We start from the raw sequence: 13,760 nt of genomic DNA on the forward strand, positions 1-13,760 counted from the left end.
CGGTCTTGGGGGTTTCCCCCATGAGCGACTGCATCAAGAAGCGCAAGAGTTTGACTTCTGACAAATGACAAATGACTTCTGACTTCTGCTAGATCAGGGAAAACCTTTAGAAAACTTTGATGCCATTATTCCCCGGATCGGGGCATCAAAGACCTTCTATGGCACCGCTGTTGTACGGCAGTTTGAAGTGATGGATGTTTTTAGTGCTAATCCAACTCAGGCAATTTCCCGCTCCCGTGATCAACTACGCTCTCAACATATCCTTTCTCGTGAAGGTATTGGTTTGCCCGTAACTGGCTTTGCCCATTCAACCCAAGATATTGACGGTTTAATCGAGATGGTAGGTGGTGCTCCTTTGGTTATTAAACTATTGGAGGGTACCCAAGGCATTGGGGTGGTACTGGCAGAAACCCATCAAGCTGCCAAGTCCGTTATTGAAGCCAATCGCTGTTTAGACGCCAATATTTTAGTCCAAGAATTTATCAAAGAAGCAGGGGGTATGGATATTCGCTGCCTTGTGATTGATAGTAAGGTAGTGGCATCAATGAAGCGACAGGGAGCAGAAGGGGAATTCCGCTCGAACCTACACCGAGGGGGAACAGCAGAAAAAATCCAGTTAACCCCTGAAGAGCGTAGCACAGCAATTCGTGCTGCTAAAGCCATGGGATTACCCATAGCTGGGGTAGACATGGTACGCTCCCATCGTGGTCCGCTAGTGTTGGAAGTTAATTCTTCACCAGGACTAGAAGGAATTGAAAAGGCGACTGGGGTGGATGTGGCCGGGAAGATTATTGGATTTCTCGAAAAAAGTGCTGCGAATGAGAAAAAAGGTGGGCCTGGAAGTGGAGCTGTTCGCGATCGCATCAAGTATTAAATTGTGATTTAATTGTGATTTAATTGTGATTAAATTTTCAGCAAGCCTTTACAGAGAAAGACCGACCCCGTAGAGATAGTCAGCGATTACAAACTTAACTGGCTATCTAGGGTAAATGGACGATGATGGGGAGAGGATGGGCTGGTTATTCATTAGCTATCCTTGCTTCTGCTCTTTCTTGGGACTAGGATGCTCAGATTATATTTCTTTTCCCCTACCGGAAGCAATCCGAAAAAATGAGATGAGTAATCAGATTACTAAAAAAGCGCGATCGCTAGCTATGATCAAGGGCTTGATCGTGATTCGTGGCAAACTCTTCCAATGCTTGTGTAAGGGTACCTAATGCTGATCAATTCAATTTTGACGCAATCCTAGGTTATAGTTACTAGAAAATAGGTAAATTATTGATTAGGGTGTCAGGAATGAATCCAAGCCTGGAACAGTCAAGTATCGATACCACCAGTATGATGACATCTTCCGAACCATTGGTCGAGGTGCCGAAAATCTTGGCAGAAGAGCGCATGCAAAACGAGCGTATGCATGATGTCCTGCTGCTGCTGGAACATTTAGTAGAGAGGGAAGAAGCTACCGTGAAGCTCATCCTTGATTGCCTCTACGATGTCGGCTCAGTCAACCTGATCAACAAAAAGTTTCAATCTCGCTCCCTCAACTGGATGATGAAATCAATTGCCCGTATGTCGAAACCAGCCTTCAGAGTTGTTGCTCTGCGTTGGTTTAAGAAGAATTGTCCAGAACTAATTACTAAGTGGCTGGGGGAGCAAGTGCAAGGCAGCAGGGAGTAGGGAGCAGGGAGTAGGGAGTAGGGAGTAGGGGGAATAAAATTGAGTGTACCTCATAAGTACGAGAAACGCCTTTATGCGTAAGTCCTGAAAAGTTTACCGCTGGCTCAGCCTATCCTGACACCGAACAGCTTTTGGATAAAATAAGCTGACGGCTGAATGCTGACGGCTGAATGCTTACACCTTGAGTTAGGAATTTTCACCAACCCAATAGTTTACAAATCTGGTCAAGCAGTTGACAATTTTCTGCTTACAGAAGAATTCTGTTGTTGCTTTGATATCCGTCATTCAAAAGCTTTTTTAGCGCCCAAGGCCACTAGCATCCTCACAGTTTGTTCACAAAGTTTGATTAATCTTTCATCAGAGCTTAATCAAAGGAGCCGAATTTCTAAGTAAATACTCTGTTTCGGCCTAAACAACCAGCTGATGCCTAATGTCGTGACTATAGAGGGGAGGAGGAGATCGAAAGAGTCAATTGAGGCAAATGCCAGTTGTTAACAACTCCGATGCTACCAGATTTGCTCTAAAAACTCTGATTTAAAACTAAGGAGAACGTTGATGAACACACAATCAGAAACTGCCATTAAGCACAGTGATGTAATCAACCGGATAGTACTGAATCGCCAAAACACTGAAGAAATTGGTCGGGTAGCTGAGCTGTGGCTCGACCCAATGGCTCATAAAGTTTTGGGTTTGGTTTGCAAGTCAGGACTGCTGGGTCGCAAAAAACGGTCATTTACTTGGGCAGAAATTGAGGCGATTGGCTCCGACAGCATTCTAGTTTACCTTGACTCGGAAACCGCACCGAAAAAACCCCCATCAGTGGAATCGATTGTGGGACATCAGTTGTGGACGGACGGAGGGAATCAGGCAGGTACTTTGGTGGACTATAGATTCGACCCCCAAACTGGAAAGGTAGTTGAGTATATCTTTGGCTCCAAGGGCTGGCGTGGTGTCACTGATGGCACCTACCGACTTCCCCCTGTCGCCATCGCTAGTGTGGGGGGTAAACGAGTGATGGCGATCGAGGCGATGGTGCAAAACGCTGAGCAGTATACCGATGGCATCAACCAAAAAGTTGCTCAGGCGGCTGAATCCTTGAAAGATGACTACGCCAAAACCAAGGAAGATATGGCGGGGCTGATGGAAGGGGCTCAGGGGCTAGCGACTCAAGTCCAAGAAAATGCTAAAACAGTAGCGGGGAATGCCCAAGAGAAGCTCTCTGATGTCGCTGGTCAAGTGCAACAGACCACTAAAGAGCTAACTGGTAATGCTCAAGATAAGTTCTCTGAGGTCACCACTCAAGTGCAAGAAACTACTAAAAAAGTAGCGGAGAATAGCCAAAATAAGTTTTCTGAGGTTGCTGGTCAAGTACAACAGACTACTAAAAAAGTAGCGGAGAATAGCCAAAATAAGTTTTCTGAGGTTGCTGGTCAAGTGCAACAGACTACTAAACAGGTGACTGGTAATGTTCAAGAGAAGTTTTCTGATGTCACCACTCAAGTGCAAGAAACTACTAAAAAAGTAGCGGAGAATAGCCAAAATAAGTTCTCTGAAGTTGCTGGTCAAGCACAACAGACCACTAAGCAGCTAACTGGTAATGCTCAACAGAAGCTCTCTGAGGTCGCTGGTCAAGCACAACAGACCAATAAAAAAGTAGCGGGCAATGCCCAAGAGAAGTTTTATGAGATTGCTACTCAAGTGCAACAGACTGCTAAACAGGTGACTGGTAATGCTCAACAGAAGCTTTCTGATGTCACCACTCAAGTGCAAGAAACTACTAAAAAAGTAGCGGAGAATAGGCAAAATAAGTTTTCTGAGGTTGCTGGTCAAGCACAACAAACTACTAAACAGCTGACTGACCAGGCTAAGGAAAAACTAGTTCAAGTAAAGACAAAGTTGCCGAGTGCTGACTCCCCTACTACTACAGACGCTGCTCAGAAAGACAAGACACTCAAAGCTAGTTCTGAACCAGAATCTGCCGAAACAGCTCTTAAGCACTAACTCATTTGAGCAACGTGTTTTGTCTATACAACTCAAGGAGAAAAATACCATGAGACAAGTTGCAATACTGGTAACTAGACAATTTGCAATGGTGCTAAGTATTTTAGCGATCGCATCTTTGTTATCTCTAGCTACTGATGGTAATGAAAACTCTCAGTCTAAACCTACTCCGAGTTCACCAGAAGCAACTGCACCCCAAACACCAGCAGAAACCGCTGCATCCGAGAGAAAAGAAAAACAGAGCTCTCTGCAGAACATCATCTCTGTGTTAATGATCGCTGATCAGTAATGTAAGCATATGCGCTACTTCACAGGCTAGAAGCCTGTGCCACGCACCCTAGGCGAACAGCTCTCAGCCCTCAGCTCTCAGCCCTCAGCTCTCAGCCCTCAGCTCTCAGCCCTCAGCTCTCAGCCGTTGGCCTACGGCCAACGGCTGAATGCTTACTCAGTAATCACTTAGAAGGTAGCAAGAAACCTTTATTGAAGGAGTATTCAAACAATGATTACGACTGACAACAATAGCGATTGCGAATTTCTTCAAGAAGATAGTATATGGTCTGACCTCAGAGCACTTAGAGTTATCAATGGGCTGCAACAGGAGGTGCAAGCCCTAGAAGCCTCAGTGAAACGGCTCCAAATCTTGCTGGTTTTAAGTATTGTGATCCTAGGAGGTAGTATTGCTGCCATCAGTCCCCTTGGTGCTATGACTTACAAGCAGTTGCAGCAGCAATTTGCACCAGTAAATTCCTGGAAAAACACTCAATAAAACCGGTAACTTTTTTGATTAATTATTGACGGTTAACACTAAACACTAAACACTAAACACTAGAGTATTACTCAATTAATTTTGCCCATTGTTGATCATAAATTACCTACTATCTACTACCTACTAACTAATCACTGTTCTCTTTGCTATCAACCCTCAACACTAAACAGTTTCTAATCAAGGCCATGTCTAACAACAATCATCTAAGTGAAAAAAGCACGATCAACGATTTTTTTATAGACAACAAAGCCCTTCCCAACACAGCCCTTCCTGTTGTTACCCCAGCCAATCCTCTTGCTAATCTCCAACAGCAACATATCGAAGAAGTCGCTGAAGCATTGGTGGAATTTCAAATGACTGCCATGTCCGATAAGAAGAAACATGAGCAAGAAACAAAGCAGCTACAGAAAAAAATGGGTCGCTTCACCGCTATTTGGATGATTTTAATCTTGATGGTGGGAGCAGCAGGAGCATGGACAGGATATTTCTTTTATACCCAGCTCAAGCAGCTAACTACAGAAATTACGTCATTGAAAGAGGCTCAGGGAGAATTAGAACTATAGCGTTTATTGAATTTATGAGGTACAGTTATAAACCTCAAAGTCCCCCTTTTTAAGGGGGACCAACGGGGGATACCTTTGTACCTCATGGGAGATAGAATTGCTATAGCAAAACAAGTTCAACAGCTAGAACGTCAGCTATCTGAACTTAAAAACCAAGTGCCATCGAATCTGGCAACTGACTTAGAAGCTAACCAAAAAAAACTTTCAGCACTAGAAAAACAAGTCCAAGGAGTACAAGAAAGCGTTAAGCACCGCCAACAAGCCCTAGTGGTTTTAGCCAACGCTTTTCAAGACTTGGCTAATTTTGATCAGTCTAACCCTCCTGTGACTGCGACCTCAGCGGAAAATAGTCCAAAAGGTGGGGCTGTAAATCAATAATTGAGTAAGCTATCAGCTTATGTGCTACGCACACGCTACTTGAGGTGCTACCAGCTTAAGCGCTACAGATGGTGCTACTTGAGGTGCTATTAGCTTATGCCTATAGGGCAGGCTACACCGAACAGCTTTTGAATCAAATAAGCTGACCACTGACCACTGACCACTGACCACTGACCGCTGACCGCTGACCGCTAAATTCTTACCTTACAACCCCGCTTTTTCCCGTACCAGAGGATCGAGAATTGTCAGCAAACTCAAGGGCATCAGCTCTTGACTAAGGGATTGAGCATAGGCAGCACTCAGATAAGCTTGGTACTCTGATTTACCAGCAATATAGGTTTGGAAAAATGCTAAACTCAATGCCTTCATATACTCCTGAGCAATAGTTGGGTCAGGACCAACCACTGCCTCAGGTAAGGGGACATCATCTTCTGATGGGGCGAGGGTGGAAAAGTGGGTTCCTCTCTTGAGCAATACTAGATACTTCTGTAGAGTTGTCAGCCAAGTAAAGGGTTGAATCTGTTCTGGTAACGCTGGCGCTATGGTATCACCACTACCAGCGACTACCATCAGCGGCACTTGAATTTCGCTAAGTTGGGATTTTCCTAAGACTGTGCTAGTAATTGGATTAATTGCGATCGCACCTTTAATCCGTTGATCCGATAACTGATAGTCCTGTGGTGGCAAGTCAAAGGCACGACACTGAAGTAGTAGGGATATATTCAAGGTATCCTGATTTAAAGGAGCGCAATCCTTTTGCAATTGCTCAAAATTGATCTCGGCTCCAGCAAGAGCTAAGGATGTGTAACCCCCAAAGGACTGACCTAATACTCCCACCTGTTGCAAATTTAACTGCCCTTTAAAGGAACTTTCTAGTTCATCCAGTAACAACTTAATATCCACAGGACGGTTAATAAATTCTGATGGTGGAGCTGCCTCTTTGGCAAGACCAGTTAACAAAGCCTGTATTTGATCCGCATTACTGCCTGGATGTTCCGGTACAGCCACAGCAAATCCATGGGATGCCAGGTGACGGGCTAAGTACTCAAATGTCTTCCGTTCTGAACCCAGTCCGTGGGAAATAACAATCACTGGTGCTAACCCTTCCCTTGGGGACTCTGGCAAATACAAGTCAACGGGAAACTCTCGGCGACGGCTGAGGTGATCGAAGGTAATGGTTTGCTTGGCATAGTTGACTGAACCGGGTTGCCGTAAGTCTAGGGAAAAATCGGATAAACCTCGCTCTGTCTGGGCTGCGGCTTCCTGCTCTGATGCCTGTTCCACTGCTGCAATGGCGATCTGGGTTTGCTGAATCAGCTTCGATAAGTCATCAATAATTTCAAAACCCCGTTGTGAGTTAATCCGAATGCCGTAAGTCGGAAATTCCTGCAACACATTCAAAATCGTCAACCCTTCTGGCTTAAAAGCGGCTTTGATTAAAGCAGCTCGAATGGCATAGAAACCGGGTTGACGAGCTTTGGTTTGTATGACTTCACCTACCCGTTGTAGAATTATTTCCCCTTGAGGTGAGTAGAGGAATTGAGCGATCGCTACTGGTGTGACATCAATGGGAGTGATTAAGACCTCCCGCAGTTGTTTGAATTCTTCCGGCTTTACATACCCCGCATAGAAAGCTAAGGATGGCTCAACTTTGCCAACTGTCGCATAAACTTCTAGAGCTGCGATCGGTAGAGAAAACTCGATTGGACCATAGGAAATATAGATTTTCTCTGCTGCCTCAACTGGTGCATAAATCATCACTGGGGTGACCAACAATCCTAGATTCAGCAGCAGCCATCTTAGTCTAGTTTGTGGTTTACCTTTTGCGAATCTGAACATATAGGGTTTCCAAATGATTTGTAAAACTAGATTGTCATTTTTTCTAATACAAAAAACGCTGTATTACCTAATATTGTTATGTATCCGGAGTTTTGTGTTCCCTAACGCATTTCATTATTTGTTCACATCTCAAATGTAAATACTATAGCGCTACTACCTGTTCCCGACTCCCCACTCCCGACTCCCCACTCCCTAGTGCTGAATCGGGCCAGACATTTGTATTATTTAATAAGGATTTGTCAATTTTTGATGACATTTAGGGCTAGATTAAATAGACTGGGATTATGTTATAGCGAAATTTTGTGGTAGAGTGAATAACTCTAGCCAAGATTCAAGGTTGTTTTCCTAGAAAAGACTAACTAGTTTTTTAGTCTTTTTTGGGAGAATGGCTATGATTTTTTAAGATAAATATGATAGCGTCTTAAGATGGTGCATCTTAACAAAAACTGGGGAGCTATAAGGTGCTCATTCCAGGTAAATAGTACACTTTGTTTTCTGGGCAATTGTGTGTATAACTGTGGCTATGGGAAACTAGTTTACTCATTGAATACAGAACATGAATACGTTAAAAGGACGCGATTTTCTAGGCTTCACAGACCTCAGTGCTAGTGACATTCAGGAACTATTGGATAAAGCCACTAAGTTAAAAAAAGGTCAGTGGAATCCTAGGTGCAATAAGGTTTTGGGATTATTGTTTTATAAGGCTTCCACACGAACACGGGTTAGTTTTTCCGTAGCTATGTACCAACTAGGCGGTCAGGTGATTGACTTAAATCCCAATGTCACCCAAGTTGGTCGTGGAGAACCGGTAGTAGATACAGCGCGAGTGTTAGATCGGTATTTGGATATTCTAGCAATTCGTACCTTTGAGCAAAAACAGTTGGAAACCTTTGCTGAATATGCCAAGATTCCAATTATTAATGCTTTGACTGATTGGGAGCATCCCTGTCAGATTTTAGCCGATTTGTTAACGATTCAGGAATGCTTTGGAACACTGGCTGGTTTGACATTGACTTATGTTGGCGACGGTAATAATGTCGCTCATTCACTAATGTTGGGCTGCGCTCTAATGGGAATGAATGTCAGAGTCGCCACACCACCAGCTTATCAACCTGATAGTGCTATTTGTGAGCTTGCCCTGAAAACCGCAGCTAGCCGCACAGAAGTAATGGTTACCAATGACCCAATAGCTGCTGCCAAGGAATCTCAAGTAATTTATACTGATGTTTGGGCAAGTATGGGTCAGGAAGCTTCAGCTGAGGAGCGAATTCCAATTTTTGAGCCTTATCAAGTTAATCAACAGTTGTTAGACCATGCCGACCCATCAGCAATTGTACTCCACTGTTTACCCGCTCACCGGGGAGAAGAAATTACAAACCAGGTAATCGAAGGCTCGCGATCGCGTGTTTGGGACCAGGCCGAAAACCGTTTACATGCTCAAAAAGCTTTACTGGTCAGTCTTTTAGGGGTTGAGTGAATGGTAAGGGAATAGGGAATAGGGAATCGGGAGTAGGGAATCGGGAATCGGGAGTAGGGAGTCGGGAGTCGGGAGTCGGAACCCACCCCTAACCCCTCCCAGGAGGGGAACGGGAATCGGGAATCGGGAATCGGGAATCGGGAATCGGGAAAAAATCCTGTTTACTTCATAGCTAGGAAAAATGCTATGACTCCCCATCTCCGGTTTCTCCCCATCTTCGGTTTCTCCCCATCTCCGGTTTCTCCCCATCTCCGGTTTCTCCCCATCTCCCCACACTTAACACACTTACCACCCTCCAAAACCGAACAATACTCTGGACAAATGACAATAGTTGATAGTACCAATGTTCTATAGAGCAATCACTAAGAACGACCATTTTTTGTCAAGAGTCTTATGGAAAACCTCACATCTGCTCAACAAGAACTCTACGATTGGCTGGTTAATTATATTCGGGTGTCACACCATGCCCCTTCGATCCGGCAAATGATGAGAGCAATGAACTTGCGCTCACCAGCACCGATTCAGAGTAGGCTGGAACATTTGCGTAGTAAGGGATATATTGATTGGACGGAAGGAAAAGCCCGGACGATTAGGCTGCTGCGGCATTCTAATTTGGGAGTTCCTGTCTTAGGAGCGATCGCAGCCGGGGGCCTAGTGGAACCCTTCACCGACACAGTTGAGGAGTTGAATATATCTGGCTTCTTCCACCAACCAGGTAACTTTGCTCTGCGGGTTACTGGAGACAGCATGATCGAAGATTTAATTACAGAAGGGGATGTGGTGATTATGCGACCAGTGCCTGATCCCGATGACATCAAGAATGGTCTAATTGTAGCGGCACGGGTGGATGGACATGGTACAACCTTGAAACGTTTCTATCGTAAGGGTCACAAAGTTACTCTCAAACCCTCTAATGCTAAGTACCACCCCATAGAAGTGATGGCAAAACATGTTCAGGTTCAAGGAGTATTAGTTGGTGTCTGGCGGGGATATGAGCAGCATCTAACACCAGCAGCGATACATTAGACTTCCCAACAGTTGTCCGGAATAGGGAACAGGGTTTCCTATTCCCTGGGCTATAATTAGTCTCTACGACTCTTCATTATCATCTTCCTCTTCTGCTTCTCTAATCGCTTCATCTAGCCGGTCATTAGCATCCTTAGCTAGCTTAACAAAACGCATACTTGATGCTAATCCCACACTGGTAGTAACTATTCCATCAGATAGCTTGTTGGACATTAATAATCCTGCCCCGATTAGACCCACAATCCCGCTTATAATTGTAGCCCCGACAAGCAAGTTAAAGGCAAGCTTGGCTTGACGAATGCGCTCGTTAAAGTAGGTGGTTTCTGGGTCAGATTCTTTGTTTGATTTAGACATGATTTATTCAGCCTTTAGTTGAGTAACCCTCTTATCTCCAACTATAGGCTCAATAAATTAATATTAGTAATTTGTGATTTCAAAGTTCACTTAGTTCACGATTTTTACTATTGGTGAATATCAAAAAATATCTCCGTGATTAGTTGTTCACTGCTTTCTAAAAAATCGTGAAACTAGGGAATAGGTAGTAGTTGATGTAGGGTGGGCAGTAAGTATAATCCCGATGGTAAGCTTTGGAATTAGTATGATTACTGCCCACCTTACGATTGATTTTACTCTATCTTACAATTAATTTTCTGTTGGTGGGCAGAGAAGTTGATGTAGGGTGGGCAGTAAGTATAATCCCGATGGTAAGCTTTGGAATTAGTATGATTACTGCCCACCCTAGGATTCATTTTACTCTATTTTACAATTAATTTTCTGTTGGTGGGCAGAGTAGTTGATGTAGGGTGGGCAGTAAGTATAATCCCGATGGTAAGCTTTTAAATTGGTATGATTACTGCCCACCTTACGATTCATTTTAGCAAAAATTTATACAACTACTATTTTATAATTTATTTTCTGCTGGTGGGCAGTGCCGATTTAACCTGCTACAAGCTTTGAAATTGCTATCAAGCACTGCCCACCCTACGATTCATTTTACTGACTACAAGCTAAAAAAAAATATAGGAACACTGCCCACCCTACGATTCATTTTAACTTACGATTCATTTTACTATATTTTACAATTTATTTTCTGCTGGTGGGCAGTGCCAATTAAAGCTACTACAAGCTTTGAAATTGCTATCAAGCACTGCCCACCCTACGATTATACGATTTATTTCACTCTCCACAATCTCCATATTTCGTAATAAAAAAAAATCTCTAAATACCTTGACAAATGATTAATTTATAAATATATTAATAATATAATCAATTTACACGAGTCACGATTCATGACCAACAACATTCCGCCTAACTCCGATGACAATAACACCCCAGAAAACCCTGGTCGCAAACGTAAGAAAGTCAAGCACTTATTGGTTGGTTCTCCTGAACAAGTTCGGAAGACAATTCTTGCCATTTATGGCCTTAAGTACGCCTATCCCGACGAGTGGAGCACTCCCGAGCCTACCGGTAAGCCCGGTGAGGTTATGAGCAGCTTGATTCGCTATTTTTATGTAGACTAGGATAGTAATTTGCCAGCGATGCAGCGCGGTCTTGGGGGTTTCCCCCATGAGCGACTGCATCAAGACAGGGTTTTGACGCCCTGGCGACCATCAGTGAAATTTGTTTTGTGGAGGTTAGTTTACTGAGTTAGAAGTTGGAATGTTGTTGTTTTGGATCAGTTGCTGAGGTAAGCATTCAGTGGTCAGTGGTCAGTGATCAGCGGTCAGCCGTCAGCCGTCAGCGGTCAGCCGTCAGCCTTGGCCTTTGGCCACGCTACGCGAATGGCTAATAGCTGATAGCTGATAACTGATTGCTAATCAGCTGATAGCTGATCAGCTGATTAGCTCAGCAATACTTGTAATGGCTTATATATTAGAATTCGGTCAAGAATTGCTTAACCAAAACTTGACCGAATTTTTTTTGGTAAGCTATCAGCCGTCAGCAGTCAGCGGTCAGCGGTCAGCCGTTGGCCTTTGGCTGTTCGCGTAGCGTGCCCGTAGCGCATAAACTGATAGCTGATAGCTGATAGCTGATAGCTGAATGCTTACGAACAAACTTCACGTTAGTTCACGGCTCTTCACATCTTCACATTAGTGAAACTCCAAGAAAATCTCGGTGATTATTTTTTCACTGCTAAAAAAAACTTCGTGAAATTATTGTCTCTATCTTGATGAAATCATCAACAATACTTTAAACTAACTATAGGACTACCTAGGGCACAAGCAGCGATCGCCTATGATTAGTAAAGAAGCCTTCCAGGAAAAATTCAAGACCATGCCTTGGAAAAGGCGACAAGTGTTGGAGGCGGTGGTGGGCGGCAAGAAAGATAAAGAAATCCAATACAAAGTGCTAGATGCCACTCATGACTCTAGTGTAAGAAAGCATATTCAACAAATCTATCAAGACTTTGATATTGAAGCTAACGGTTGTAAGAGTCGTTGTGACTTAGTTGAAATCGTTAATACCTATAAGCCGGAATTAGTGGCTGAACAAGTATTAAAAGAGTGCGGGTTGTCATCGTCTCGACCTAGAGCTGATCAAGAGATTTATATTGAGCGCCCACCCATGGAAGCTCGTTGTTATCAGGAAATTGTTAAACCAGCAGCGTTAATTCGGATTAAAGCGCCGAAACTGATGGGCAAAACCTTACTGATTCATAAGATTATCGCCCATGACGAAAAACAGGTTTATGGCAGGGTTTACTTAAACATGAATGGGCTAGATTTCACTAATTTAGATATATTTTTAAAGTCGTTTTGTGGACAAGTTGGTAACAAACTGAAATTGGCCAATCAGTTGCAGACCTATTGGGATGATAGTTTTTTTACCAGTGTAGACAACTGCACGGCCTACTTTGAAGAGTATTTGTTAGACTCTTTAGAAAGTCCATTAGTGTTGTGCTTGGATGACCTTGATCGAGTGTTTCAGCATCAAGAGATTGCGGAAGGATTTCTGCCCTTGCTCCGTAGTTGGCATGAGAGTGGTAAGTTTGAGGATAGTTGGGAAAAACTGCGCTTGGTGGTGGGTCATGCCACGGAAATTTATATTGATTTAGATATCAATAAGTCGCCGTTTAATGTGGGAGTACCTATAGAGTTACTAGAGTTTAATGCTCAGCAGGTTAACGAGTTTGCCGAGAGTTATGGGTTGACCTTATCTGTGGATTCAATAACCAAGCTGATGGCAATGGTTGGGGGACATCCCTATTTATTGTCCCAAGCTTTTTATCATATGAATAATCACCAAGCAGTAGAAAATACCCTGGATAAATTTTTGGATTTAGCCCCCACAGAAGCAGGAATTTATCGCAGTCATCTGCTCTCACTCTTAACTAGTATTCAAGAGCATCCCCAATTGCTGGACGCTGTTAAACTATTAGTTAGTACAGCCAAGCCGGTGCGCCTAGATGCTAATATAACTCGCAAGTTGGAAAGTATGGGACTGGTTCAACGCCATGGGAATGATTGTAGTTTGAGATGTAATTTGTATCGTCAGTATTTTAGCGATCGCATTTTAGGGAATAGGGAGCAGGGAGTCGGGAGTCGGGAGTCGGGAGTCGGGGTAATATCATTATTATCAACACAGCAGGAACAGGACTTAGGCAATGCCCCCTAAATCCTTCAATTATGGGAAACTTTGACATCAATGCCCCCTAAATCCCCCAATTCTGGGGGACTTTGACATCACTCCCCCATCTCCCCACACTTCCCACACTTCCCACACTTCCCACTGTTCCCTGTTCCCTATTCCCTGTTCCCTATTCAACAATGAACAATCAACAATCAACAGTCTATAAAGTAGGGGGTAGTTTACCTCACTATGAACCCACTTATGTGACGCGACAAGCTGATCACGAGCTTTTTCAGGCATTGATGGCTGGGGAGTTTTGTTATGTGCTGAATTCCCGACAGATGGGTAAGTCCAGTTTGCGGCTACGAACCATGGAAAAGCTAACAAAGGCGGGAGTAGCTTGTGCCTCTATTGATGTGACCAGGATTGGCAATCAAGTAACCTCCCAGCAGTGGTATGG

Annotated in this window: 17 protein-coding genes and 2 pseudogenes; 16 read left to right on the plus strand and 3 right to left on the minus strand. The window is 43.7% G+C overall.

Annotated elements, in window-relative coordinates; translation table 11 throughout:
* Positions 1-97: 97 nt before the first annotated feature.
* From rimK to F6K37_RS17685, 9 genes and pseudogenes are all read left to right on the plus strand, one after another.
* Positions 98-874, plus strand: a pseudogene (gene rimK, locus F6K37_RS17645) (30S ribosomal protein S6--L-glutamate ligase); the annotation flags it as partial.
* A 115-nt stretch (positions 875-989) separates the two neighbouring features.
* Positions 990-1,217 (plus strand): hypothetical protein, encoded by a 228-nt coding sequence (locus F6K37_RS17650; RefSeq protein ID WP_044495330.1) that lies wholly within the window; start codon positions 990-992, stop codon positions 1,215-1,217.
* Between the two features lie 79 nt (positions 1,218-1,296).
* Positions 1,297-1,677: a hypothetical protein gene (locus F6K37_RS17655; RefSeq protein ID WP_008190197.1), complete on the plus strand. Its 381-nt coding sequence runs from the start codon at positions 1,297-1,299 to the stop codon at positions 1,675-1,677.
* A gap of 555 nt (positions 1,678-2,232) precedes the next feature.
* On the plus strand, positions 2,233-3,678 hold the full coding sequence (locus F6K37_RS17660) for a PRC-barrel domain-containing protein (RefSeq protein WP_008190193.1): 1,446 nt from the start codon (positions 2,233-2,235) through the stop codon (positions 3,676-3,678).
* 49 nt (positions 3,679-3,727) lie between these two features.
* Positions 3,728-3,967 (plus strand): hypothetical protein, encoded by a 240-nt coding sequence (locus tag F6K37_RS17665; protein WP_008190191.1) that lies wholly within the window; start codon positions 3,728-3,730, stop codon positions 3,965-3,967.
* 36 nt (positions 3,968-4,003) lie between these two features.
* Positions 4,004-4,138, plus strand: coding sequence for a hypothetical protein (locus F6K37_RS17670; protein ID WP_287251402.1), 135 nt, complete (start codon positions 4,004-4,006; stop codon positions 4,136-4,138).
* Positions 4,139-4,177: 39 nt separating this feature from the next.
* On the plus strand, positions 4,178-4,444 hold the full coding sequence (locus F6K37_RS17675; protein ID WP_287251403.1) for a hypothetical protein: 267 nt from the start codon (positions 4,178-4,180) through the stop codon (positions 4,442-4,444).
* A gap of 185 nt (positions 4,445-4,629) precedes the next feature.
* The gene (locus tag F6K37_RS17680; RefSeq protein WP_008190188.1) at positions 4,630-5,007 is read left to right on the plus strand and encodes a hypothetical protein; all 378 of its coding nucleotides are present in this window, start codon (positions 4,630-4,632) and stop codon (positions 5,005-5,007) included.
* A gap of 84 nt (positions 5,008-5,091) precedes the next feature.
* Complete coding sequence (locus F6K37_RS17685; RefSeq protein WP_008190185.1) at positions 5,092-5,385, plus strand: TroA family protein; 294 nt, start codon at positions 5,092-5,094, stop codon at positions 5,383-5,385.
* Between the two features lie 204 nt (positions 5,386-5,589).
* Here F6K37_RS17685 and F6K37_RS17690 read toward each other — a convergent pair whose 3' ends face one another.
* The gene (locus F6K37_RS17690) at positions 5,590-7,224 is read right to left on the minus strand and encodes an alpha/beta hydrolase (RefSeq protein ID WP_008190184.1); all 1,635 of its coding nucleotides are present in this window, start codon (positions 7,222-7,224) and stop codon (positions 5,590-5,592) included.
* Between the two features lie 556 nt (positions 7,225-7,780).
* Between F6K37_RS17690 and argF the strand changes: the two genes are divergently transcribed.
* Positions 7,781-8,701, plus strand: coding sequence for an ornithine carbamoyltransferase (gene argF / locus F6K37_RS17695; RefSeq protein WP_008190182.1), 921 nt, complete (start codon positions 7,781-7,783; stop codon positions 8,699-8,701).
* On the opposite strand, the gene F6K37_RS17700 is transcribed toward argF, so the two are convergent.
* Positions 8,687-8,950 (minus strand): hypothetical protein, encoded by a 264-nt coding sequence (locus tag F6K37_RS17700; protein ID WP_154659959.1) that lies wholly within the window; start codon positions 8,948-8,950, stop codon positions 8,687-8,689. The genes argF and F6K37_RS17700 overlap by 15 nt on opposite strands.
* Before the next feature lie 144 nt (positions 8,951-9,094).
* Between F6K37_RS17700 and lexA the strand changes: the two genes are divergently transcribed.
* Positions 9,095-9,727: a transcriptional repressor LexA gene (gene lexA / locus F6K37_RS17705; protein ID WP_008190176.1), complete on the plus strand. Its 633-nt coding sequence runs from the start codon at positions 9,095-9,097 to the stop codon at positions 9,725-9,727.
* 63 nt (positions 9,728-9,790) lie between these two features.
* Here the strand turns inward: lexA and F6K37_RS17710 are convergent, their stop codons facing one another.
* The gene (locus F6K37_RS17710) at positions 9,791-10,081 is read right to left on the minus strand and encodes a TRADD-N-associated membrane domain-containing protein (protein ID WP_008190174.1); all 291 of its coding nucleotides are present in this window, start codon (positions 10,079-10,081) and stop codon (positions 9,791-9,793) included.
* Between the two features lie 935 nt (positions 10,082-11,016).
* On the opposite strand from F6K37_RS17710, the gene F6K37_RS17715 reads away from it, so the two are divergent.
* The 5 genes and pseudogenes from F6K37_RS17715 to F6K37_RS17735 all read left to right on the plus strand — a co-directional run.
* A complete protein-coding gene (locus tag F6K37_RS17715) occupies positions 11,017-11,250 on the plus strand; it encodes a hypothetical protein (RefSeq protein WP_008190172.1) in 234 nt (77 codons plus the stop codon).
* A 134-nt stretch (positions 11,251-11,384) separates the two neighbouring features.
* Positions 11,385-11,519: a hypothetical protein gene (locus F6K37_RS17720; RefSeq protein ID WP_267872111.1), complete on the plus strand. Its 135-nt coding sequence runs from the start codon at positions 11,385-11,387 to the stop codon at positions 11,517-11,519.
* A 71-nt stretch (positions 11,520-11,590) separates the two neighbouring features.
* Positions 11,591-11,719, plus strand: a complete 129-nt coding sequence (locus F6K37_RS17725) for a hypothetical protein (RefSeq protein WP_008190170.1) — start codon at positions 11,591-11,593, stop codon at positions 11,717-11,719.
* Positions 11,720-11,965: 246 nt separating this feature from the next.
* Positions 11,966-13,345, plus strand: coding sequence for an AAA-like domain-containing protein (locus F6K37_RS17730; RefSeq protein WP_287251405.1), 1,380 nt, complete (start codon positions 11,966-11,968; stop codon positions 13,343-13,345).
* A 152-nt stretch (positions 13,346-13,497) separates the two neighbouring features.
* Positions 13,498-13,760, plus strand: a pseudogene (locus tag F6K37_RS17735) (AAA-like domain-containing protein); the annotation flags it as partial.

Origin of the sequence: Moorena sp. SIO4E2 (assembly GCF_010671945.1) — a bacterium.
In the GTDB taxonomy this organism is placed as follows: domain Bacteria; phylum Cyanobacteriota; class Cyanobacteriia; order Cyanobacteriales; family Coleofasciculaceae; genus Moorena; species Moorena producens.

What these genes read in the sequence shown, in the direction of transcription:
- F6K37_RS17650 (WP_044495330.1), top strand. Translation starts at nt 990, where the DNA reads ATGGACGATGATGGGGAGAGGATGGGCTGGTTATTCATTAGCTATCCT.
- F6K37_RS17655 (WP_008190197.1), top strand. Translation starts at nt 1,297, where the DNA reads ATGAATCCAAGCCTGGAACAGTCAAGTATCGATACCACCAGTATGATG.
- F6K37_RS17660 (WP_008190193.1), top strand. Translation starts at nt 2,233, where the DNA reads ATGAACACACAATCAGAAACTGCCATTAAGCACAGTGATGTAATCAAC.
- F6K37_RS17665 (WP_008190191.1), top strand. Translation starts at nt 3,728, where the DNA reads ATGAGACAAGTTGCAATACTGGTAACTAGACAATTTGCAATGGTGCTA.
- F6K37_RS17675 (WP_287251403.1), top strand. Translation starts at nt 4,178, where the DNA reads ATGATTACGACTGACAACAATAGCGATTGCGAATTTCTTCAAGAAGAT.
- F6K37_RS17680 (WP_008190188.1), top strand. Translation starts at nt 4,630, where the DNA reads ATGTCTAACAACAATCATCTAAGTGAAAAAAGCACGATCAACGATTTT.
- F6K37_RS17685 (WP_008190185.1), top strand. Translation starts at nt 5,092, where the DNA reads ATGGGAGATAGAATTGCTATAGCAAAACAAGTTCAACAGCTAGAACGT.
- F6K37_RS17690 (WP_008190184.1), bottom strand. Translation starts at nt 7,224, where the DNA reads ATGTTCAGATTCGCAAAAGGTAAACCACAAACTAGACTAAGATGGCTG.
- argF (WP_008190182.1), top strand. Translation starts at nt 7,781, where the DNA reads ATGAATACGTTAAAAGGACGCGATTTTCTAGGCTTCACAGACCTCAGT.
- F6K37_RS17700 (WP_154659959.1), bottom strand. Translation starts at nt 8,950, where the DNA reads ATGGGGAGAAACCGGAGATGGGGAGAAACCGAAGATGGGGAGAAACCG.
- lexA (WP_008190176.1), top strand. Translation starts at nt 9,095, where the DNA reads ATGGAAAACCTCACATCTGCTCAACAAGAACTCTACGATTGGCTGGTT.
- F6K37_RS17710 (WP_008190174.1), bottom strand. Translation starts at nt 10,081, where the DNA reads ATGTCTAAATCAAACAAAGAATCTGACCCAGAAACCACCTACTTTAAC.
- F6K37_RS17715 (WP_008190172.1), top strand. Translation starts at nt 11,017, where the DNA reads ATGACCAACAACATTCCGCCTAACTCCGATGACAATAACACCCCAGAA.
- F6K37_RS17725 (WP_008190170.1), top strand. Translation starts at nt 11,591, where the DNA reads ATGGCTTATATATTAGAATTCGGTCAAGAATTGCTTAACCAAAACTTG.
- F6K37_RS17730 (WP_287251405.1), top strand. Translation starts at nt 11,966, where the DNA reads ATGATTAGTAAAGAAGCCTTCCAGGAAAAATTCAAGACCATGCCTTGG.